This window comes from Methanospirillum hungatei JF-1 (assembly GCF_000013445.1).
Taxonomy (GTDB): Archaea; Halobacteriota; Methanomicrobia; order Methanomicrobiales; family Methanospirillaceae; genus Methanospirillum; species Methanospirillum hungatei.
The window spans coordinates 1282561-1305735 of sequence record NC_007796.1 but is presented as its reverse complement, the minus strand read 5'-3'; the positions used below and the strand labels follow the sequence as shown (position 1 = coordinate 1305735).

General features: G+C 44.3%; 17 protein-coding genes, 1 tRNA gene and 3 rRNA genes. 14 read left to right on the top strand and 7 right to left on the bottom strand.

Annotation, left to right across the window (positions count from 1 at the left end; genetic code table 11):
• Position 1: 1 nt before the first annotated feature.
• Positions 2 to 874 (bottom strand): malate dehydrogenase, encoded by an 873-nt coding sequence (locus tag MHUN_RS06060; protein WP_011448181.1) that lies wholly within the window; start codon positions 872 to 874, stop codon positions 2 to 4.
• A 56-nt stretch (positions 875 to 930) separates the two neighbouring features.
• Here MHUN_RS06060 and MHUN_RS06055 point away from each other — a divergent pair, with 56 nt between their 5' ends.
• The 10 genes from MHUN_RS06055 to MHUN_RS06010 all read left to right on the top strand — a co-directional run bounded on the left by MHUN_RS06055 (position 931) and on the right by MHUN_RS06010 (position 10719).
• On the top strand, positions 931 to 1818 hold the full coding sequence (locus MHUN_RS06055) for a dihydroorotate dehydrogenase (RefSeq protein ID WP_011448180.1): 888 nt from the start codon (positions 931 to 933) through the stop codon (positions 1816 to 1818).
• Positions 1811 to 2572, top strand: coding sequence for a dihydroorotate dehydrogenase electron transfer subunit (locus MHUN_RS06050; RefSeq protein WP_011448179.1), 762 nt, complete (start codon positions 1811 to 1813; stop codon positions 2570 to 2572). The genes MHUN_RS06055 and MHUN_RS06050 overlap by 8 nt, the downstream gene beginning before the upstream one ends.
• Before the next feature lie 619 nt (positions 2573 to 3191).
• Positions 3192 to 4657, top strand: a 16S ribosomal RNA gene (locus MHUN_RS06045).
• Between the two features lie 68 nt (positions 4658 to 4725).
• A tRNA-Ala gene (locus tag MHUN_RS06040) sits at positions 4726 to 4798 on the top strand.
• 150 nt (positions 4799 to 4948) lie between these two features.
• A 23S ribosomal RNA gene (locus MHUN_RS06035) occupies positions 4949 to 7871 on the top strand.
• A 149-nt stretch (positions 7872 to 8020) separates the two neighbouring features.
• A 5S ribosomal RNA gene (gene rrf / locus MHUN_RS06030) occupies positions 8021 to 8142 on the top strand.
• The 16S, 23S and 5S rRNA genes sit together here with 1 tRNA gene alongside, the layout of an rRNA operon.
• Positions 8143 to 8225: 83 nt before the next feature.
• Positions 8226 to 8456 carry a hypothetical protein gene (locus MHUN_RS06025; protein WP_048067322.1) on the top strand — a complete coding sequence of 77 codons (231 nt, stop codon included), beginning with the start codon at positions 8226 to 8228 and terminating at the stop codon, positions 8454 to 8456.
• Between the two features lie 74 nt (positions 8457 to 8530).
• The gene (locus MHUN_RS06020) at positions 8531 to 8971 is read left to right on the top strand and encodes a phosphate-starvation-inducible PsiE family protein (RefSeq protein ID WP_011448178.1); all 441 of its coding nucleotides are present in this window, start codon (positions 8531 to 8533) and stop codon (positions 8969 to 8971) included.
• 77 nt (positions 8972 to 9048) lie between these two features.
• Positions 9049 to 9699, top strand: coding sequence for a chemotaxis protein CheC (locus tag MHUN_RS06015; RefSeq protein WP_158498175.1), 651 nt, complete (start codon positions 9049 to 9051; stop codon positions 9697 to 9699).
• A 288-nt stretch (positions 9700 to 9987) separates the two neighbouring features.
• Positions 9988 to 10719 (top strand): nucleoside 2-deoxyribosyltransferase, encoded by a 732-nt coding sequence (locus tag MHUN_RS06010; protein WP_239441574.1) that lies wholly within the window; start codon positions 9988 to 9990, stop codon positions 10717 to 10719.
• Positions 10720 to 10834: 115 nt separating this feature from the next.
• Here the strand turns inward: MHUN_RS06010 and thiC are convergent, their stop codons facing one another.
• Positions 10835 to 12046 (bottom strand): phosphomethylpyrimidine synthase ThiC, encoded by a 1212-nt coding sequence (gene thiC, locus MHUN_RS06005; protein WP_011448175.1) that lies wholly within the window; start codon positions 12044 to 12046, stop codon positions 10835 to 10837.
• 459 nt (positions 12047 to 12505) lie between these two features.
• On the opposite strand from thiC, the gene MHUN_RS06000 reads away from it, so the two are divergent.
• Positions 12506 to 14065: a beta-ribofuranosylaminobenzene 5'-phosphate synthase gene (locus tag MHUN_RS06000; RefSeq protein ID WP_011448174.1), complete on the top strand. Its 1560-nt coding sequence runs from the start codon at positions 12506 to 12508 to the stop codon at positions 14063 to 14065.
• Between the two features lie 9 nt (positions 14066 to 14074).
• Here the strand turns inward: MHUN_RS06000 and MHUN_RS05995 are convergent, their stop codons facing one another.
• The gene (locus MHUN_RS05995; RefSeq protein ID WP_011448173.1) at positions 14075 to 15097 is read right to left on the bottom strand and encodes a PAS domain S-box protein; all 1023 of its coding nucleotides are present in this window, start codon (positions 15095 to 15097) and stop codon (positions 14075 to 14077) included.
• A 132-nt stretch (positions 15098 to 15229) separates the two neighbouring features.
• Here MHUN_RS05995 and MHUN_RS17290 point away from each other — a divergent pair, with 132 nt between their 5' ends.
• Positions 15230 to 15634 carry an STAS domain-containing protein gene (locus MHUN_RS17290; protein ID WP_011448172.1) on the top strand — a complete coding sequence of 135 codons (405 nt, stop codon included), beginning with the start codon at positions 15230 to 15232 and terminating at the stop codon, positions 15632 to 15634.
• Positions 15635 to 15658: 24 nt separating this feature from the next.
• Here MHUN_RS17290 and MHUN_RS05985 read toward each other — a convergent pair whose 3' ends face one another.
• Positions 15659 to 17137, bottom strand: coding sequence for an RNB domain-containing ribonuclease (locus MHUN_RS05985; RefSeq protein ID WP_011448171.1), 1479 nt, complete (start codon positions 17135 to 17137; stop codon positions 15659 to 15661).
• Positions 17138 to 17234: 97 nt separating this feature from the next.
• Here MHUN_RS05985 and MHUN_RS05980 point away from each other — a divergent pair, with 97 nt between their 5' ends.
• Positions 17235 to 17804 carry a flavin reductase family protein gene (locus MHUN_RS05980; protein WP_011448170.1) on the top strand — a complete coding sequence of 190 codons (570 nt, stop codon included), beginning with the start codon at positions 17235 to 17237 and terminating at the stop codon, positions 17802 to 17804.
• Positions 17805 to 17848: 44 nt separating this feature from the next.
• Here MHUN_RS05980 and MHUN_RS19870 read toward each other — a convergent pair whose 3' ends face one another.
• Positions 17849 to 18853 carry an adenine deaminase C-terminal domain-containing protein gene (locus MHUN_RS19870; protein ID WP_338040843.1) on the bottom strand — a complete coding sequence of 335 codons (1005 nt, stop codon included), beginning with the start codon at positions 18851 to 18853 and terminating at the stop codon, positions 17849 to 17851.
• The gene (locus MHUN_RS19865; protein WP_338040842.1) at positions 18790 to 19518 is read right to left on the bottom strand and encodes an amidohydrolase family protein; all 729 of its coding nucleotides are present in this window, start codon (positions 19516 to 19518) and stop codon (positions 18790 to 18792) included. The genes MHUN_RS19870 and MHUN_RS19865 overlap by 64 nt, the downstream gene beginning before the upstream one ends.
• 415 nt (positions 19519 to 19933) lie before the next feature.
• On the opposite strand from MHUN_RS19865, the gene MHUN_RS05970 reads away from it, so the two are divergent.
• Entirely contained in the window at positions 19934 to 20383 is a 450-nt protein-coding gene (locus MHUN_RS05970; RefSeq protein ID WP_011448169.1) for a hypothetical protein, read from the top strand.
• Positions 20384 to 20399: 16 nt separating this feature from the next.
• Here the strand turns inward: MHUN_RS05970 and ppdK are convergent, their stop codons facing one another.
• Entirely contained in the window at positions 20400 to 23150 is a 2751-nt protein-coding gene (gene ppdK, locus MHUN_RS05965) for a pyruvate, phosphate dikinase (RefSeq protein WP_011448168.1), read from the bottom strand.
• Between the last annotated feature and the right edge of the window lie 25 nt (positions 23151 to 23175).

Sequence of the window (23175 nt, the reverse complement as noted above, 5' to 3'; positions counted from 1 at the left end):
ATCAGGAGTCAATTGCTATCCTCCTGCAAAGATCTGATACAAAAGTAGCTGCATCCTGAAAATGTTCTTTTTCCCAAAGATCGAGATCCCACTCTTCTATTGAAAGAATACCCTCTCTTCCGATTATTACGGGAACCCCCAGAGAACAACCGGTAACATCATATTCTCCCTCAAGAATGGCAGAGCATATAAGGTTAGTTTTTGCATCTGTAATTATTGATTCAATAAGATGCCATATGTGATATACCGGGGCATATTCAGTCGCGCCCTTTCCTTTTATGATCTCCATACTTGCATTCCGAAGCGTTACTAAAATGTCATCTCTTATGGGAATCTCTACATCAAGTCCGGTTTTACTGAATATTGGAACCTGATGTTCACCATGTTCACCAAGGATTATCCCGTCATCTCTGATGGATCGAAGTGAAAGCTCATATTGGAATCGTGCGCTGTCCAACTGGCCTCCAAATCCTATGATGCGGTTTTTCAAAATCCCAAGGGACTTCCAGAGATAATATGTCAGAATGTCTGCCGGGTTGGTTACGACGATTATTATCCCTTTATAGTCAGGAATGAGTGTTGCTAGTTCTGATGCAACCGGTACATTACAATCCAGCAATGCAGCTCTTGTTTTGATATTCTGGTTTCTTGGAAGGCCGGCAGCATAGAGAATGATATCACATGCGACAATGTCTTCCGGGCGAATCGATGTCGTCACCGGACATCGCATATGTTCGATGTCAAGTCGTTGCGCCTCGAGGAGTGCCTGATTACAATCATACAAAACAAGATGATTAATAAGGCCACTGGATACGGCTCGGGCAGCAACTCCGCCTCCAATGCGCCCGGTACCGAATACTGCAAGGCTGGTCATCCCATACTCGTAGGAACGAAGAATAGATAATTACCATCATCCCCATCTCTCTCATCATGATTAGGCTGAGTCAGGAACCTGTAAAGCTCGCAGGTGTGCCTGTCAGAAATCACCTGGTTCTCGCAGCTGGCGTACTAGGGACCTGTGCTTCCTCTCTTCGCAGGATATTACGCCAGGGGGCAGGAGCAGTTGTGACGAAATCAATTGGTCCAGAGCCGAGGTATGGGCATGCGGGGCCATGTGTTGTCGTTCTGGAAGACGGGATTATGAATGCAATGGGTCTTCCAAATCCCTCCAGAGAATTCATACAGGAACTGTCTTCATTTGATGGTGATCCTGTCATTGTGAGTATATTTGGAGGTAATCCTGAGGAATTTCATGAGGTGGCCGGTTGGTTTGCAGAGAAGGCTCAGGCGTTTGAACTGAATGTGAGTTGCCCGCATGCTGCCGGATTTGGTGCACAGATTGGGACTAATCCAGATGTGGTGAAAGCCTGCACTGAAGCAGTAAAGGTGTGGAAAAAACCAGTCTGGGTCAAATTAACACCAAATGTAACTGATATTACTGCTATTGGCAGGGCGGCAGAAGAAGGGGGAGCTGATGCAATTGTTGCCATTAATACCGTTCGCGCTATGCGGATCTCTACAGGTCTTAAAAGACCGGTTCTTGGGAATAAATATGGGGGCCTCTCCGGAAAAGCGGTTTTTCCCATTGCTGTCCGTTGTGTGTATGAGCTCTATGAGGCCTGTTCTATTCCGATTATCGGGTGTGGTGGTGTTTCCTGCGCTGAGGATGTCATTGAGATGATGATGGCCGGTGCAGAAGGTGTTGAGATAGGAAGTGCTGTTGTTCAGGATCCTGAAATTTTCAGGCATATCTGCGAGGAATTATATGCTCCTGACGGTATTTCTTCAAGTGAAATTGTGGGGTGCGCCCATGAGTGATGGTCTTCCGGTCCCGGTGACGATCACCCGTGTGGTACAGGAGAGTCCTGGAGTCAGTACTATCTTTTTCGATCATATTTTCTCTGCTAATCCCGGCCAGTTTGTCATGGTCTGGGTTGTGGGCACCGATGAGATTCCAATGGCTTTGTCATACCCCAATGCAGTTACCGTTCAGCGCGTAGGTGAGGCAACATCAGCGTTAGTATCCATGAAACCTGGAGACAAAATCGGCATACGGGGGCCATTTGGGAATGGGTTTGCCCTTCAGGGAAGAATTCTTGCCATTGCAGGGGGAGTTGGGACAGCTCCCCTTCTCCGGATCGGGCTTGAGTATCCTGATGTTACCTTCCTTCTTGGTGCCAGAACAGCTGATGAACTGATCTTCCTGAGTATTCTTTCATCTGCGTGTGATGTCCGTGTTGCGACCGATGATGGATCTGCCGGTTTTCATGGGTATGTTGCTGGTTTGCTTGATGAAATCGATCTTGATGAATATGAGACCATTGTAGTCTGTGGTCCTGATCCGATGATGCGTTCTGTGTTGTCTGTTCTTGATAACCGGAATGCCATTGGAAAATCACAGTTCAGCATGCATCGGTATATGAAATGCGGGGTTGGATTATGTGGGTCATGTTGTATCGACCCGGATGGTGTATGCGTTTGTAAAGACGGACCGGTTTTTTCAGGACGAATGCTGCTAAAGAGTGAGCTTGGGAATTATCATAGAAATGCAGCCGGTTTAAAAGAAAAATAAGAATTTGTAGATTATTTTCAATTCTGATTTTTTGTTCTGCATGAATACAGGGTTTTGTTTAAAGCAAAAATGTTTAAATATCACTCCGATGCTTTATTTCTCCAAAATCTGTCTATTAATTTTCAATTACGAATAAGAAACCTTATACGTTCACTGATACAAAAGGAGTATGTAATACCACAAAGAGAGGTATGGTGTAATCTACACCAAGCTGATATGTTAGTATTCATGTCTGCTACTCCTCGCATCAACACAACGCCATACCTTCTTTGTAGGTCTTTTTTGAGAATGTTTAGTATTGTTATACGGTTGTATTAGTTTCTGACGGCCTGTTATCATCATCAGAATCATTTCGACAACTACAAATACTCATGATTACAACTTTGTTATCCCACACGCTTCCTGAAACATCAGGAGTCGGCGGCCTGGGAATGATTGTTCGGGAAGGGCGATACGAAAGTATATAACCTTCAGCGAGCAACGTAAGAGGCCGTTTTAATGGAGACCCGACGAATGCACTGTGGTGCAGTATCGGTTCTGACATAGGAATACTGGTAATGTGGATATCTGTCTGCATCTGCCAATACTTTAAGAGATACAGTGTGCGAGAAAAATAGAAATTCTGGTTGATCCTGCCAGAGGCCACTGCTATCGGGGTTTGACTAAGCCATGCGAGTCGAGAGGTGCAAGACCTCGGCGTACTGCTCAGTAACACGTGGACAATCTGCCCTGAAGAGGAGGATAATCCCGGGAAACTGGGGGTAATACTCCATAGTTCGTGCTGACTGGAATGTTATGCGAACGAAAGATCCGTCGCTTCAGGATGAGTCTGCGGCCGATTAGGTAGTTGTTGGGGTAACGGCCCAACAAGCCTGTCATCGGTACGGGTTGTGGGAGCAAGAGCCCGGAGATGGATTCTGAGACACGAATCCAGGCCCTACGGGGCGCAGCAGGCGCGAAAACTTTACCATGCGGGCAACCGTGATAAGGAAACCCCGAGTGCCAGCACAGGCTGGCTGTCCACCAGTGTAAATAACTGGTGAAGAAAGGGCCGGGCAAGACCGGTGCCAGCCGCCGCGGTAATACCGGCGGCTCGAGTGGTGGCCGCTATTACTGGGCTTAAAGGGTCCGTAGCTGGATATACAAGTCCCTTGAGAAATCCGCCGGCTTAACCGGTGGGCGTTCAGGGGAAACTGTATTTCTAGGGACCGGGAGAGGTGAGAGGTACTGCCGGGGTAGGAGTGAAATCCTGTAATCCCGGTGGGACCACCTATGGCGAAGGCATCTCACCAGAACGGGTCCGACAGTGAGGGACGAAAGCTGGGGGAGCAAACCGGATTAGATACCCGGGTAGTCCCAGCTGTAAACGATGCGCGTTAGGTGTGTCAGTGACCACGTGTCACTGAGGTGCCGAAGGGAAACCGTGAAACGCGCCGCCTGGGGAGTACGGTCGCAAGGCTGAAACTTAAAGGAATTGGCGGGGGAGCACCACAACGGGTGGAGCCTGCGGTTTAATCGGACTCAACGCCGGAAATCTCACCGGATAAGACAGCTGCATGATAGTCGGGATGAAGACTCTACTTGACTAGCTGAGAGGAGGTGCATGGCCGTCGTCAGTTCGTACTGTGAAGCATCCTGTTTAGTCAGGCAACGAGCGAGACCCACGCGAGCAGTTGCCAGCTTGACCTTCGGGTTGATGGGGACACTGCTCGGACCGCCTCTGCTAAAGGGGAGGAAGGAATGGGCAACGGTAGGTCAGCATGCCCCGAATTATCCGGGCTACACGCGGGCTACAATGGACAGGACAATGGGTTTCGACACCGAGAGGTGAGGATAATCTCCTAAACCTGTCCGAAGTTCGGATTGCGGGTTGTAACTCACCCGCATGAAGCTGGAATCCGTAGTAATCGCGTTTCAACATAGCGCGGTGAATATGTCCCTGCTCCTTGCACACACCGCCCGTCAAACCACCCGAGTGAGGTCTTGATGAGGATGTATCAGTGATATGTTCGAATCTGGGTTTTGCAAGGGGGGTTAAGTCGTAACAAGGTAGCCGTAGGGGAATCTGCGGCTGGATCACCTCCTAACGAAATGAAAGTTGTGGCAGATGGAGACAGACCATAGAGTTATCAGTGTTCCGGAATGGAATCAGAGGGCTCGTAGCTCAGCTGGAAGAGCGCGGCGTTTGCAACGCCGAGGCCTGGGGTTCAAATCCCCACGGGTCCACTGGTATTTTTCGATGCACCCGGTCTGGCGACAGAACCGGGGAAGGGCTTGAGACCCCGTGAAACCGGGGCGATGATACGCTGTGTAGAGGAGATGCGTAGAGAAAATCACTAGGCGTTTCTGGACGTTACATGGGTTTGAAGAAACTACAAAAAGACGTTCTTACGCCTGTCAGTGGATGGCTCGGTTCGGGTGCCGACGAAGGGCGTGCCAAGCTGCGATAAGCTCCGGGTAGACGCATGGAGTCATTGAACCGGAGATCCCCGAATAGGACATCCAGATGCATAAAGCATCATTCCGCCATCGGAAAGGGAACGCCCCGAATTGAAACATCTTAGTAGGGGCAGGAGAAGAAACCAACCGGGATGTCGTTAGTAGAGGCGATCGAACACGACAGAGTTCAAACCGAATCCTTCGGGAGATGTGGTGTATGGACCGCGGCATAAGATTTGCATTCAGAACTGAAGTTGCCTGGAACGGTATACCAGAGAGGGTGACAGTCCCGTATGTGTATGCATGCAGACTTTAGCGGTATCCTGAGTAGCGTGGGTCGGAATTCCCGCGTGAATGTGGGGGTCATCAACCTCCAAAACTAAATACTCCCCGAAACCGATAGCGTAGTAGTAGCGTGAGCGAAAGCTGAAAAGCAACCCTGGAAAGGTGTTGAAAAGTGCCTGAAACTGACAGGTTATCGCGTGATACGGCACGAAAGGATCTTCAAAGCGAAGGAACGAGTTGCGAGACTCAAGTACGGGTTTTGTTGCCGGTGTCGTATCGTACGTTTTGAAGAACGGGCCAGAGAGTTTATTCTGTTGGCGACGGTTAATTTCTATGAAAGAAGCCAGAGGGAAACCAACAAGTCCGCAGCCGTAAGGTCAGGGACGACGTACTACCAGTGCGTGGAGTCAGCAGGATAAGACCCGAATCCCGGCGATCTATGCGTGGGCAGGTTGAAGCGTGCCGAAAGGTGCGTGGAGGACCGCAAGCGGTTTTGATATGCAAATCATTCGCGTGACCTGCGTATAGGAGTGAAAGATTAATCGAGCCGGGCATCAGCTGGTTCCTCTCGAAACATGCCGTAGCATGACCTGATCTGAGATCGACAGTGAGGTAGAGCACTGATTGGGGAAGCTGGGGAAGAAATTCCTCACTCTCCTGTCAAACTCCAAATTCCCTGTCATCAGAGACGATCGGAAGTCCGCATTACGGGGTAAGCTTGTAATGCGTAAGGGAGACAACCCAGACCGTGGTTAATGTCCCTCAGTGCAGGCTCAGTGTAAACACTGAAAGTAGTCCTGGGTCAAAGACAACTGGGAGGTGAGCTTAGAAGCAGCTACCCTTTAAAAAGTGCGTAACAGCTTACCAGTCAAGATTCAGGGCGCTGAAAATGGACGGGGCTTAAGCCTGCCACAGATACCACGGACCATACGCAAGTATGATGGCGTAGAGAGGCGTCCTGCATGGGCGGAAGCAGGGTTGCAAGATCCTGTGGACCGTGCAGGAATGAAAATTCTGGCAGTAGTAGAAGCTTAAGATTGGTGAGAATCCAATCCGCCGCAGGGGCTAGGTTTCCTCGACAATGTTCGTCAGTCGAGGGTTAGTCGGTCCTAAGACGTACCGTAATTCGAGTACGCCGAAAGGGAAACAGGTTAATATTCCTGTACCTGTATCAAACAATCCTGACGCTTTCGGATAGGCATTGCGGAGTCATCGCTCCGTCTAAGCCGGATATGAAATTGGAGTACCGTAATGGTGAGAATTTTTCAAAACGGTGATGGGGTAACAATGCTGATTCCAGGAGCCCGTGAAAAGGGTGATACGGTCCGTACCGAGAACTGACACAGGTGCCCCTCGCTGAGAAGGCGAAGGCGTGTCGGGAGTAAATGTGTTAAGGGAACTCGGCAAATTAGCCCTGTAACTTTGGGATAAGGGGTGCCTGCCCAGCGATTGGGCAGGTCGCAGTGACAAGATCGCTCCGACTGTCTAATAACAACATAGCAGACTGCAACTCCGAAAGGACTCGTATAGTCTGTGATTCCTGCCCAGTGCGAGTATCTGAACACCGGGTTCAACCGGACGAAGGACTCGTAAACGGCGGGGGTAACTATGACCCTCTTAAGGTAGCGTAGTACCTTGTCGCTTAATTGGCGACTTGCATGAATGGAATAACGAGAGCGATACTGTCCCTAACACATACCCGTTGAACCTTTTGTACTAGTGCAGAGACTAGTGACTCCTTATGGGAAGTGAAGACCCCGTGGAGCTTTACTGCAGCCTGTCGTTGGGTTACGGTATTACCTGCGCAGGGTAGATGGGAGACGTCGATCCAACCCTTGTGGGGGTTGGTTAGTCACCGATGAGACACCATCCTGGTTTTATTGTAATTCTAACTGATTTATCAGGACATCGATAGGTAGGCAGTTTGGGTGGGGCGCCACACCCTCGAAAAAATATCAAGGGTGCCCTAAGGTCAACTCAAGCGGGTCAGAAACCCGCTGAAGAGTGTCAAGAGCAAAAGTTGGCCTGACGCGATTTCGCATAGCAAGAAATCGCGAGAGGAAACTCGGGTCTAACGAACCAATACGCCCTGTTGATGAGGGCTATTGACTACAGAAAAGCTACCCCGGGGATAACAGAGTCGTCGCCGGCAAGAGCACATATCGACCCGGCGGCTTGCTACCTCGATGTCGGTTCTTTCCATCCTGGCTGTGCAGCAGCAGCCAAGGGTGAGGTTGTTCGCCTATTAAAGGGGATCGTGAGCTGGGTTTAGACCGTCGTGAGACAGGTCGGTTACTATCTATAAGGAGTGTTGGAAGTCTGAAGGCAAGAATGAAATAGTACGAGAGGAACTTTCATTCGGCGCCACTGGTCTACCGGTTGTCTGACAAGGCAACGCCGGGCAGCTACGCGCCAAGAGATAAAAGCTGAAAGCATCTAAGCTTGAAACTCAGCCTGAACAAGAGACTTCATTAAAGACACGGGTAAAAGACCCGGTTGATAGGTTCGGGATGTACGCACGAAGGCAACGACGTGTTCAGTCCGCGAATACTAATCGTCTTAATAACGTCAATTCATGTTTCTCAAACCCAGACGAAATCCTTAAACGCTGGTGTAATTATATCTCGCATCTTCCACACATCCAAGCCAGGCCAAGTGGCTGAGCAGTCACGCGGTTGACAGCAGGTCAACTCAATTCCGGTTCGAACCCGGAGTTTGGCTATCAATAGCGGCCACAGCAGGTGTGTCACACCCGTTCCCATTCCGAACACGGAAGTTAAGACACCTCACGTGGATGACGGTACTGAGGTACGCGAGTCCTCGGGAAATCATCCTCGCTGCTATTGTTCAACGAGAGACTCTTTTGTATAAATTAAAAAATTATTCAGATAGTTTTTTTTGAAAAGATAATCCATTGTACCGATATTACATGGTTGCCATCAGAAATGTTGAAGAATATGAATGGCTTGTGTATCTTTTTGATGGTGTAACCCTAGTTTTCGTTGGATTATTTCTTATTGGTACATTACTTGGTTCCGCCAGTGATGAGAGAACCTTACCAACAATGGTTGCCTCTTTAGCTTGTATTGTTATGTCAATATATTTCTTTGCGGAGGCGATATTTGCACGTAATAAGAAAAAATTCACTTTACAGGTATAAAATGGTTCGGGATTTCTTCTCCTTATAATATATTTATCAAAAGATATTTCTTATATTATAATTCATTATGTGATATGCCTGAATTGTCAGAAGAACGTGCAAATCAGTTAGTCAATACCTTTTCTACGATTTCTATTGCAGTATATGTAGGTGTAGCGATATTACTTTCAATAATCGCAATATTATCATTGATTGAATCCTTTCTGGAAGTTTTAGTAATTTTGGCAACTATGCATTGGGAAGAAGGGATCATACAGGTGATTTATTCGATTCTTTTTACTATCATTATCATTGAATTATTTGAAACTGTAACTGTTTATTTAAAGACAAAAAGAGTTCCAGTACGGGCTCTTCTCATTGTTGCATTAACTGCCTTAATAAGGCATATAATTGTCATAAACATAAGTGAAACGGAAGTATACCACTATCTTGGATTATCAGTAATAATGGCCGTTCTCATTGCAGGGGTTTATTTGTTAAAAGAAGATATTCACTCAGGTAATTTAATAAATTAGAAAATTAATGGATTACTTTCATTTTTACGGTCAATCAGATATACTAAGAGCAATAAAGTTTCAGTATTGAGATGAAAATGAGTTCAAAAATAATTACTGATGGAACAGAAATCCTGACCACTGAACAGGCAGATGAATTATGGGAATTGGGAGACAGCGGAGCACAAAATGCTGCAATTGCTCTCTCTTCTCTTATAGGAGTACCTGTTTCAATTTCAGTTCAGAAAATTATCATGGTAAAGTTGGAAAATCTTCAGAATTATCTTGATGATTCCGTTGCTTCTATGGTTGTTTTCCAGGTTCGTGGTCAGGTTTCAGGAAATGGCTCGATAATTCTTCATGTTCCAAAAAAGTCCATACTCCGGTTATCATCGATAATGCTTGGAGCTCCAGATGAAGATCGGGAAATAAATGAAATGGATATGAGTATGCTTCATGAAATTGGAAATATTATGACTTCTTCCTACCTTGATGCATGTGCAAATCTCTTATCTCTCATGCTCATTCCCTCACCTCCATCTATGGTAATTGACATGCCTCATGCAGTAATTCAGTCTGTTATTGCTGGTCAGGAATTTGATGAAGAACTGGATCAGATTCTTTTGTTCAAAACGGACATGCATTGCGCGGAGTTTGATCTGGAAGCGGGTTTACTTCTTTTGCCTTCAAAGTCACTTCTCCATGAATTACTCGAACGTTTTAGAAAAATGCGAACCACCAATACATAAGGCTCTTAATTTTTTTGTAAAACTCTCAAATAAAGGGTATAAAATGCCAGAAAGATAAGAACTGTCCCTGAATACTGATGTAATAATTAATTTCACCATCAATTTTTTCTCATATGTGCACAGGGATTATATCTATTCATTTGTGATGATTAGTACAGGATGTATCTTCTTTTATGTCCCTGCATAAAAAATCCAGAACTTCGTGCACGAGGAATCACTCATCAAAAAGATTTAGATGCATTTTCTCAGGTTTTATTCCGATGTGAAACGTTTAAAATACCTGTGAAAATGCTTCCTTGTGCAGAGACGATGTACCTGGGGCCTGATCATGAGCCAGGGCATTATCTTGGTCGATTGGATAATCCGGATTTTTCAGATCTTATATGCAGACTTGAAACCAATGTCCGCGAAGATTGGAAAAGTGATGGTCGTCCATATGCGATCATTGGAGTTGATTCATCTCCGGTTTGTGGGGTGCGAAATACCTGGTATGGATCGGTTCATGGCTCTAACGGAAAGATACCTGGTAGAGGGTTCTTTCTAAAACGTTTTTCAGATATAATGGCCTTTGATGTCTTTGAAGCAGCCTGTTGGAAAGTTTATCTTGCTGCACCTTTATTTTCCGAAGCTGAGTGTGATTTCAATAGAAAAGTAGCGGATATATTAACTGGTTATGCTATGCAGGTTCATCTTCCCCAGGATTGTGGAGATTCGGAACATTCACGGGAATTATCTATTCAAAGAGAAATATTTGAAAAAAATGTACAAGCTATTCACAATGCTGATATTGTTGTTGCTGTGATAGACGGTGCTGATGCAGATTCTGGAACTTCCTGGGAGATTGGATATGCATTTGGACTTGGGAAAAAAATAATTGCACTTCGGACAGATTTCAGACATGTAGGTCACAATGAGATGGTAAATTTAATGCTTGAGCAGTCATCTGTAGTTGTGAATAATATACCATCGCTCATTCAAGCCTTACCCTGTCCCATTCCAATTCGACCCTTAAAAGAATAGAATGTATGAGATTTTATATACCTGTTCATTCGAAAAAAATAAAATGACAGAGTTTTGGATTGTGTGAATTGATTGTAGACTTCATCAGGATATTGTTGACGATTTGAACTCATGTCTATTCATCAGTTCTTCTACAATAGGTCTGAATCATTTTTAGTGCACAGAAAGATCCACACATGGAACAATTTGTATCCATAGGAATACCCCGTCCTGCTTCCTCCGGGTCCAGAGCAAATGCTGCCTGTTCCTCAAAATTCATTTGCGCTCTTTTCTCAGCGATATGTTTGTCCTTTTCAGACAATCCATATTTCATTGAATCTCCAATATGAGCAGCAATCCGGAATGCAATAAGTCCTTCTTTGACCTCATCAGGAGTCGGAAGACTTTTATGTTCTGCCCTAGTGATGTAACAGAGATAATCTGCTCCGGCTCCTGCTGCGAATGTTGCGCCAATCGCACCGGTAATATGATCATATCCCATGCCAACATCCGCTGGAAGTGGTCCTGCTACAAAGAGTGGAAAATCTGTCTTATCTTTGTAGTACCTTATATTTTCTGCGATTTTATCGGCTCTGATATGTCCTCCGGCTCCTTCAATAATTACCTGAACTCCTTTCTCATGAGCCTGCTGTGCCAGCAGGATATTCTCGTTTATCTCCAGAACCTGTGCACTATCCCGGTTATCATGGATACAACCTGTTCTCATGGTATTTCCGAGTGAAAGGACGACATCTTTCGATTTTAGTATAGTGAGAATCTCATCAAAATGTGTAATATAGGGATTTTCCTGATTATTTTTTAGCATAAATGAACTCATCATTGCGCCTCCTTTGGAAACAACTCCCATTATGCGGGAACTCTGTTTCATTGCCTTTATGGTCTGTCTAGAGGGACAATGAAGGACCATTGATGAAATATCTTCTTTGATTTGTTCTTTCAGGTTCTCTATTATGAGATCATCAGTGAGATAATCAAGGGTATTTTCTGCAACCGCCTGGTAGAGAGGGACTGTGGTCATGGGGAGTGATGTGACATCACGTATTGATTGTCTGATTTCTGGTATGTCTCCAGCGGTTGACAAGTCCGTAATAGTGTCTGCACCATAAAGTTCAGCAATTTTCGCTTTTTGAATCTCTTCTTCTGGGACACAATGACCAGATGAGGTACCAAGGTTTACATTTATTTTTGTCCTGAGTCCTGTTCCGATTGCAATTCCCATATTACCACGGTACATGATTGCAATGGATCCGGTTTCTATTCCTTTCCGGATTAATTCATAAGGCTGATGTTCAATTTCGGCTATATTTTTAATTATTGTGTTATTCATTTTTTTATCTGGAGTTTGTTTAGATTCATCATCATACAGAGCTTATAGGTGAACCATATCTATTTGTTGTTGGTGCACATAATGTTCCTGTTATCCTTTTGACCATTCTTCTATTCAGGATCGATGACAAATATTGAAATCTTATGATGAACCCCCCATGATGATAATATGATTCTAATGAGCCTTTTCTACTGATGAAAATTGTAATTACATTTTCATATGAAAGAGCCGAAACACTTATGGTGCACCAGGTTACAATTCTATTGGTGCACTATCTGTCTCACAGCGAAACATGCATCTAGGATAGTCTCTTCTGTACAGATCTGTTCTGGTAACCCCGGAATAATCGTACAGATTTCGGATGCAGTTTGATGAGTCTATTTTTATGAAACTTTTTTATTCTTATCATAGGAATCTGATACATTTTTCTATACACATCACTCTGATATTGGTGTAATAATGACACAGGGATCGGTCCTGGAACTTATCCAGCAGATAGAAAATGAATCATGCGTACTGACAAAACCTGAACGTGCTCTTCTCATAACAGATGGATCTGTCACCCGGCTTTTAGAGGCATTTATAAATGCGCCTGTTGGTGTTAAAACTATTCAGCAGAACATTGTTCCAGCATCAGAAAAAATTGCAGAGTATCTTGAGATTCTACCCGGTGAAGATGTGAATTTTCGGGAAGTCTATCTCTATAATAAAAATAATGACCGTCTGTTGATACGTGCCATTTCATATGCACCATTGAAACATCTTCCACCCGGGGCAATGACCCGGCTTATGAACGAAGATGAGCCAATTGGTTTCATCATGCGTGATGAAAAGATGGAGTCACGGAGAGAAATCCTGTCAATACAAAAGAAATTACTTCCTTCTGAATGCCAGATCCCAAATAAAAGAACCTGTCATTGTCTGAGTAGATCATACCGGATAATTCATAATTCACGTCCTATATTTTATATTGAGGAACAAATTCCCTCCTCCCTTTTTATTGATGATTCTACTGTCAGAGTGGTCACACCTTCCCGCCTTCATATCGGACTTCTTGACATGAATGGTTCCGGAGGCAGGGTTGATGGTGGTGCAGGAATTACTCTGAAAGATCCCGGTTTTATCATTGAAATATCAGAGTCAGATACATTTTCTCTGACATCACAAGAACCAGGGGTATCATATCAGGTGCAGCCAATCCTTGAAAAATTAATCGCCAATGGATTATCAATACCTCCAGTACATATTGATATTCAGCAATCCATTCCCTTTCACTATGGTCTTGGGAGCGGGACCCAGGCAGCACTTGGAATAGCGGCAGGAATAGGAGTATTTTCTGAACAAAATATGAGTGCAGATGAACTGATTGCTATTTCTGGAAGAGGGGGAACATCTGGGATTGGAACAAGAGCTTTTTTCATGGGAGGATTCCTTGTTGATGCCGGTCACCGGTTTGGGCCAGGTAGAAAAAAGGATTCGTTTGCACCATCAGCCTTATCTTCTGGTGCAGGTCCTGCTCCCCTGGTCGGCCGGTATGATATTCCGAACGATTGGAATTTTGTACTGGCAATACCAGAAGGATTCGCAGAAATCCATGGCCAGTTTGAACATGATGTATTTCAGACCTTCTGTCCTGTCCCACAACATGAGGTCCAGGCTCTTTCTCACATTCTTCTCATGAAACTGATCCCTTCAGTGGTTGAAGAAGATTTGGAACAGTTTGGGGAGGCAATAAATGAATTTCAGAATTATGGCTTTAAGAAATGTGAACTACGTCTTCAGCCCCCGGTAATCAGGGAAATTATGGATGCCATGATTGATGCCGGTGCAGCCGGGGCTGGTATGAGTTCATTTGGACCGGTTGTGTATGGGGTATGTGATTCGCATATGAATGCAGTTCGGTCAGCTGCTCAGAAGATCATGAACCAAGAGAATGGTGGAAGAACAATATGCACCAAAGGAAAAAATAATGGGGCAGAAATAGAAAGAAACGGATACAAATTACAGATAAATCATTGATTCTCAATTTCATGTATCTGCCTGAAAATATCGGACAAGAAATTTCCTGACTTTTTCTGATTCAATAAATCCTTTATCAAGTTCATCAACCAGAGAATCAATGATATGTACCTGTTCAGCAATTCTGGTGCTTTCAGGAGTTTCAGAGAATGATGCAAGTGTCAGGATAACACTTAATGGATTACGAATCCGATCATTTAAAATTGCAAACTGTTCAATATTCCTATTGATCTGTTCAAATGCATTCATCTGGAGTTGCCTGATTTTAACCCGATCTGAAATATCCCTTGAGATCTGAATTATGAATTCTTCGTTTCGGATTTTTACAACAAGAGCTGTTATCTCGACAGGAATGATCGTTCCATCTTTTGTAACTTCTGAAAATTCTGCGGTCTGAACTGGTGAAATTCTAAAATTTTTAATGAATGATAAAAAACGTCCAAACTCTTCAGGGGGGAGAATGTCTGCAGGCGATAGCCTCATAAGTTCCGCCTGGGTGTATCCCAGCCTTTTTACCGATGATGAATTAGCTTCAATAAAGTGCCCCGGATAAAATGATTCATCAACTGGATACATGGCGACAGAGTCAAAAAGATTTTCAAAAATAATTCTGAATCGCTCCTCTATCCTGATTAAGAGTTCTTCAGTCTTTTTCCATCTGGTGATTCTCCGGAAATACCCCATTTTCCAATGGTAATCAGAATCATTCTTCTCCAGAATGGAAAATTCTACAGACTGTCCCTTTCCAGGTCCGGAAAAAATATAAAGATCTTGGTCTTTCAGGGTGGAAGAAATAAGGTGATATCCATTCGGTGAGATACTATCTGCGTTTTTTATCACCGGAAGAACAACTTCCTCAATGAATTCATCAAATTGTCTGCCGACATAATTCTCTCTGGTGACTGGAAATAACTGAGAAATACCTTTGTTCAGGTGACAGATGATATCTAATGTGTTTAGAATTACAATACCATCCTCTATCCCGGAGGTGAGCTCATACCAGATCTGATATAAACTCTCTGATGAATCCATATGTGATCAACCATTTGTGACTGAATCTATTTATGGAATATCTATTCCATCCTTCGATATATAATACGATTCCATGATTTCTCATACCTGCATCTTTATATCTCCATTCTCGTATATGGGTACGGATATAATATGGCATCACCTGACGTCGAGACAGATCTTATCTATACATTAAAAAAGGAAGCAGGTTCTGCTCTCCCCATTGATATCTGGTATGAGGGAGAAATGTGGATTTTTCATCCGATAGGTTCTATCGATACCACGACATCATCTGACCTTGAAGGAACATTGATAGAAGGAATTAATCAGGGAATGCGTTGGATTATTCTGGATCTGACCGACGTGCGATATATATCAAGTGCAGGTATTCGTGTTTTTATTGCTGCAGCCAAGACTCTGAAGGAAAAGAAAGGTGAGCTTCTGTTTTCTACCCCAAATAAAAATGTATCTGATATACTCCGGTTATCAGGGTTGTTCAAAATTTTTAAAGTTTATCCGGATAATGCAGCAGCAATTCGGTCATTCACCGTCAAATAAAAAATGGTCGAAAATATTTTTTCTCTATACTTTTCCAGCATCATGCAGGTATTCAAAATCGATATGGCCATTATACGGATCGGTCTTTAATAATTTCACCATCACTTTCTGCCCCACTTTAAGACCAGATTCTCTTCGCATTACTCTTCCTTCTGCCGGGGGGCGGATAAGTCTGACATATGTTCCTTTTTCTGATGCACCGGTTACAAATCCCTCAAAAGTCTCTCCAATCCTTGGTTTTAAAAGAACTGCCGCGGCAGATTTTCTCATAAACCGTTCAACCTTATTTGCTGCCTTTTCCCGACCGGAGAGCCATTCTGCTTTTTCCTCAAGTTCCCTGACATGATAAGGGGATTTGGTTCCCAGAAGAACAGACTTGATTAGCCGCTGGATGATAAGATCAACATATCTCCGGTTTGGAGCGGTGCCATGCGTGTAATCGGTGACTGCAAGAGCAAAGTGTCCGATAGGAGTCTTACCAGGAATAAAAGGGACATATTCTCCTGAACCCATGAGTTTTACAACCGTAAGAGAGAGATCTGGAAATCGCTCAGGATCTACTTCACGCTGTTTTATCAGGAAAGATGAGAGTGATTTTGCATCCGGATTGAATGGAAGTTTCTCTCCGAATTTCGCAGCAACAAGCCGAATCTCCTCCCAGTACTTGGGAACCCTGACGACCCTTTGTATCATGGGCAGACCGGCGTTCTCAAGAAAAGCCACCATCGTTCCATTTGCTGCGACCATAAACTCTTCAATAAGACAACGGGCAGCATTTTGTTCCTGGATTACCAGGTCAGTAACTGTTTCACCATCAGAGACCACGTGAGCCTCAAGAGTTTCAAGGTCCAGGGCGCCTTGTCTTCTTCGATGAGATCGAAGGCGTACTGCAACTTCATTTTGTAGTTCCAGTTGCTTTTTCAAACCATCTGTCTCTGCAACCCGTGATGGAACCGAAATCTTACCTTCCAGCCAGTCTCCGATCTCTTCATACACGAGTTTCGCCTTATTCCGAACCACTCCCCGGTAAATATCTCCTGGTCTGACTTCTCCATCTGGAAGAACCATGTATTCAATAATAATTGCATAACAGTCCTGACCTGGAAGAAGTGAGGTAATCCCTTTACAAAGCCGGTCGGGGAGCATATGAAAGGTTACAATCCCTGGATAAACCGATGTTCCATTATGTCCTGCATGGTTATCGATTGAGGAATTCTTGGTCACATAATGATCAACATCTGAAATGGCCACTTTCACATGAATCTCACCATGTTCTCCTTCTTTCACAAACTCAATCTGATCAAGGTCTTCTGAATCCGCATTATCAATAGAGCTCCAGAGAAGCCCTCGGAGGTCTTTGACTCCTTTTTTGATTTTTATATGATGTTCTGGGGATAAGTGATTCGTGTCATGGATGACTTCACGGGGAAACCGGGGAGTAAACCCATACCTCTCCATAGTTTCCCATGCGATAGATTTCAGATCAACATGTTGATGTTTCATGGTATAGTCCTGATAGAGGAATCATACCCGGCCGTTAATATCTGTTCGCATTTATACCAGGGTATCAGTTTTCTGTATTCACATCCCATTATCTGGTATGAAACAATCAATCGGGAAGAAACCTGCAATCATTCCAACTCCTGTTCTCATTATCGGAACGTATGATACCACCGGAAAAGCAAATGGTATGACTGCAGCATGGGGCGGAGTCTGTAGTTCAGATCCCCTAAGCATCTCATTTTCCGTACAGCGGACCCGCCATACTTATCAGGCTCTGATAGAAAAGAAAGATTGTACTATCTGCATACCTTCAACAGCCCATGTAAAAGAGGCTGATTATTTTGGTGTATCATCAGGAAGAGACCGGGATAAATTTTCTGATACCGGTCTTACTCCGGTTCGTGCCCCTTCGGTAAATGCCCCTTATGTTGATGAATTTCCCCTCGTTATCGAATGTCGGATCACACACGTAGTTGATGTCGGAGTACATGATCTCTTTGTTGCTGAGGTTGTGGATGTTCTTATTGATGACTCATATCTGACAGCAGATGGGAAGCCTGATCTGCAGGAAGCACCTTTCTTCTTTTATAACCCCCTTGACCGGTCATATTATAAAACCGGTGATTATTTGATGAAGGGATTTTCAACCGGTAATCTCTTCAAATAACGTTTTCTGAAAAATTTGGAGCACTCGACTTCGTAATAAAGTGATCAGGGTTTTCCTGATTCTTCTTCATCAATAAAGACAGGTACAGTGGAAAACCGGTTTACATCAAAAACTCCCCTGGTTGTTACCCGTAATTCTGGAATTACTGATAATGCCAGAAATGAGAGGTACATGAAGGGATCTCGTATCGCACCACAGGCTGTTGTAAGGTGATGAATACTCTCTAAAGCACTACATACATCTTCATACGGCAATTCTGACATTAATCCAGCCAAAGAGAGAGGTAAACATGCCTCCTCATCTCCATCCCGTACAACCATAGCTCCCGTATTCTTTATCACGGAAGCAATCGCTGAGATGATTTCACTATCACTTGTACCAACTGCGATGATATTATGGGAATCATGTGAAACACTTGATGCCATTGCTCCCCGGGTAAGTCTAAGACCTTGAACCAGACCCACGCCGATAATATCCGGATAATAGCGTGAAACAACGACAATTTTTAATATGTCTCTTTTCAGATCAGGAATGTCTTCACTTGACAGATGAAGGTACTCTGCCTTCGTTCCAATCTGTCCTTCCTGTATCCGGACAACCCGTGCGATGCCTGTTCCGGTTATCCTGATATCCTCCATAGAGGGGGTTTTTGCATGGAATGGCCAGTTTTTTATCGTATGATTTTTTTCAGATCTGAATTGTTCTGGCAATACGAGTTTCCCGTTTTTATATGTGGAATGGACAGTGCATTTCTTTAAATCTTCAATAACACAGAAATCAGCAATACGACCTGGACTTATGGCACCTCTGTCATACAAACGAAACCGTTCTGCGGGTGAGAGCGTTGCCATTCTGTATGCAAGTTCCGGTTCACATCCAAATTCAATTGCTTTTCTGATACAATCGTCAATATGGCCGGATGTTACCAACATATCAGCATGGCGATCATCGGTGCAGAAACTACAGCGTGATGATGAACATCCGTTTACCAGAGGGATGAGCGTCTGCAGATTTCGTTCAGTCGAGCCTTCCCTGATAAAGAGGAACATCCCTTTTGTAGTTTTTCTTTCCCTTCGTTCAATACCGTGGTTTCATGATCGCTTTGAAGTCCGGTGGTAATATACTGATCCAGCATTGGCCCGGTCAGAAAAGGTGCATGTCCGTCACGGATGGGAGTCATAGTAAGTTTATCCATAACAAGGGGATCTTTTGACAAAACGCCGGGTACGTTCATCATTTCTCCAAGGCCCAGTACCTCATTTTTACCGATAAAGGGCCGAAGCAGATCAGCCGTGAGTGTCATTGCACATTCGTCAAGTGGGGTGGCGGGTACACAGGACGGCAGCATAACCATGATATCCAATGGCTGATCTGCATGTGCCTGAAGCATATATTCAATCCCTGCAGTTCCACTTACATTCGCAATTTCATGAGGATCTGCAATAACCGTGGTTGTTCCGTGCTTCATAACCAGCCGTGCATATTCATACGGGGTAAGCAATGAACTTTCAATATGGACATGAGCATCGATAAAACCAGGGCAGACATAGGAGGATTTGAGGTCTACCTCTTCTTTTCCTGTATATCCCGGACCTGTACCGATTATTATCCCATTTCTGACAGCAAAATCCTCATATACCCATTCACAGGTATATGGGTTGAACATAATCCCATTTTTAAATACTACGTCTGCTGATTCTTCCCATGTGGTCATAGAATAAGTAGTTCCCCCTGGATAGAAATACTGGTCATTACGTGGAATTAGATATTGCGATGTTTTTGTCATTAAGAATTCAGTGTGATCCCGACAATCATGGAATATGCGTAACTTTCAGAAATAATTCATAACGTTTGCTTATTACTGTGAGCTCATTGATGTTCATGCCTTGGAATAATCCTTTTTTATTTCGGTTTTTCCAAAATATTTTTATGCCACAATTCGCAGCAGATTTTCATTATGAGATAATCCCCTGAGTTATTGCCAGGTATTGGTTCTGAAGATATGTTGTATTGTGCAGATACAATTGATTTAACACTACTATTGACTGCGATTCTCTGTTTGGCTCTTTGAATAGTGATCTGGAAAAGATAAGCAGACTTTATTAAGGAAAAAAACAGAAACCCATATCATGAGTTATCTCCGACATTTATTTCTGATTCCGATTCTCCTCATTTGTTTCTTATATACAGCAGGATGTACAGGGGCCACTCATGATGAAGATTACAAGACCCTGGTTATTGAAGCCATAGAAAAATTGGACCCCCAAAATGAAAAGATTATCAATCCCTACAAGGGCATGACGATCGATGATCTCTCGGCAATGAAGACCTTTGCAGAGCAGGCGAAGAGTTCAGCAGAACAGATGACCCTTTCTGACACGTATAAAAAATCACGGGAGTTCTTCCTTCGGGCAATGGATGCAACGATAGCAGGAGTTGACAGTCTGCAGGGAGATATTGATACAGCGACCGGGAAGGTAGAGAGCACCGCTCCGGCAACGAATTATTTCATCCAGGTACAGTCTGACCTTGGAAGTGCAGCAGATATCATCAAGGTACCGAAGAAAAAGACGTATTAAAAAAGATGAAAACCAATTATCTTGATTTTATTGCTGCATGTGCAGCCGCAAGTCTGGCAATCGGAACCCGTGGACTAGAACAAGAGACATAGGTCAGCCCTATCTGATGACAGAACTCTATTGAAGCCGGATGACCGCCATGTTCTCCACAGATACCTACTTTCATACCCGGTCGTGTTGTCCTCCCCCATTGAACGGCCAGTTCCATCAGTTTTCCAACACCTTTCACATCAAGTACCTCAAAGGGATTATCCTGAAGGATGTGATTCATGTTGTACATCGGCAGAAACTTATTCTCTGCATCTTCCCGTGAGAATGAGAAGGTCGCCTGGGTAAGGTCATTTGTTCCGAATGAGAAGAACTCAGCTTCTTCGGCAAGGTTTTCTGCACGCATACAGGCTCTGACCACCTCCAGCATCGATCCAAAGGAACAGGAGATTTTCAGACCATATGCGTCCTCTACCTGCTTGTGAATCTCAGCAACCCATTCCTTTACCCTGTTTAACTCCTGGGCAGTACATACCTGGGGGATCATAATCTCCGGATGGACATCGATCCCCTCTTTTCTGCACTCTGCTGCAGCCTCAAGGATTGCACGAATCTGCATGGAATAAATCTCCGGGAAGGTAAGCCCGAGCCGGACTCCCCGGTGACCAAGCATCGGATTTACCTCATGCAGAGATCGGACTTTACTCAGCATCATCTCTTTCTTTAATATGACTGCATCAAGAAGTTCCGGATCTGCAGGAGTCAGGACCTTTGGATGGGCAGGATCATTCTGATACATGAATGAGACCGTATCTGAAAGAACACGAAGACCCCGGAGATTCTTACGCAGATTACGTAAAATATCTATTTCATCGATGAGTTGCTGCTCCTGGGGTAAAAATTCATGTATCGGAGGATCAAGCAGCCGGATAGTAACTGGTCGTGGTGCCATGATGGAAAAAATATTTTTGAAGTCCTCCCGCTGGATGGGAAGTAATTTATCAAGTGCTTTTTCCCGTTCTTCCTTTGTATCTGCAATGATCATGTCAATGACGATGGGAAGCCTGGCTGGATCATTAAACATCCGTTCCGTTCTACAAAGACCAATACCCATTGCTCCGAATTTTAATGCACGCTTTGCATCGGCGGGGGTATCTGCATTTGCCATGACCAGAAGTCTGGCTTTCTCATCAGCCCAGGAGAGAAGAGTAACAAGATCAGAGGAAAATTCCGCTTCAATAAGGGGCACTTCTCCTAGGTACACTGCACCGGTTGATCCATCAATGGTTATGATATCTCCTTCTGATATCCTGACTTCCCCGATGATAGCTTGACGTAATTTAACGTCAACAGTGATCCCTTCTGCTCCTGCAACACAGGGCTTTCCCATACCTCTTGCAACGACTGCCGCATGTGATGTTTTCCCTCCCCGGCTTGTGAGTATTCCCTGGGATGCGAAAAATCCGTGAATGTCCTCCGGTTTTGTCTCTTCTCTGACCAATATGACTTTATGGCCATTATGCCCCATCTTCTCCGCCCGATCAGCATCAAAAATCGCAATCCCTGATGCCCCACCTGGAGAGGCTGCAAGCCCTTTTGCAACCGGCTGCATATCAGTATGAGGGTCCAGTCTTGGGAAGAGCAGTTGTTCAAGCATATCCGGTTTTATCCGAAGGAGTGCCTGATTTTTATCTATAAGTCCCTCATGCACCATCTCAACCGATGTTCTGACCATGGCGGTTGCATTCATCTTCCCGTTTCTTGTCTGAAGACAATAGAGTACTCCTTCCTCAATAGTAAATTCAAAGTCCTGGACCTCCTTGAAATGTGATTCCAGCGAATTACGGAGTTCCATTAACTCCTTGAAAATCCCAGGCATCTCATCGGCCATTGCCGCCAGGGGTTTAGGTGTCCTGATTCCTGCGACAACATCCTCACCCTGGGCATTTACCAGGTATTCACCAAAGATGACATTCTCCCCGGTCCCTGGATCACGGGTAAATCCTACCCCGGTTGCAGAATTATTACTCATATTTCCAAAGACCATGGCGACAATATTTACTGCAGTCCCGTTCGCCATCTCCGGAGTTATCTTAAATTCCCTTCGGTAGTCAACCGCCCGTTTCCCCATCCAGGAATTAAATACTGCTTTTATTGCGATCTCCAGTTGTTCATTGGGATCATGAGGGAAGGGTTTTGCGGTGTAACGCTCGACAACCTGCAGAAATTTCTTACAGATATCCTTAAGATCACGGGCTGACAGATCAATATCCTGGGTAACTTGTGCCTGTTTTTTTATCTGTTCAAATGCTTCGTCAAATAATTCATCTGGAACTCCAAGAGCAACTTTCCCAAATAACTGGATAAACCGGCGATATGCATCATAACAAAATCGTTCATTCCCGGTATCATGAATAAGCCCCTCCAAAGTGTCCTGATTTAACCCGAGATTTAAAATGGTATCCATCATTCCTGGCATGGACATGGCTGAGCCAGAACGGACAGATACCAGAAGAGGTTTTTTCTTCTCTCCGAATCTGCGGTGCATCGCCTCTTCAACAGAGCGAAGATGGGTTTTGACCTGTTCCATCAGATCATGAGGTAGTGTGCGATGAGGGTCATTCAGATATGACAGACAGGCTTCGGTAGTTATAACAAATCCGGGAGGTACCCTGATCCCTGATTGTGTTAGTTCACACAGATTTGCCCCTTTTCCACCGAGTAACTGTTTATTTTTTCCATCCCCTTCTGCAAATGAATATACCCATTTTTTTTCCATGATAACCCCTGGATGTATAAATCAT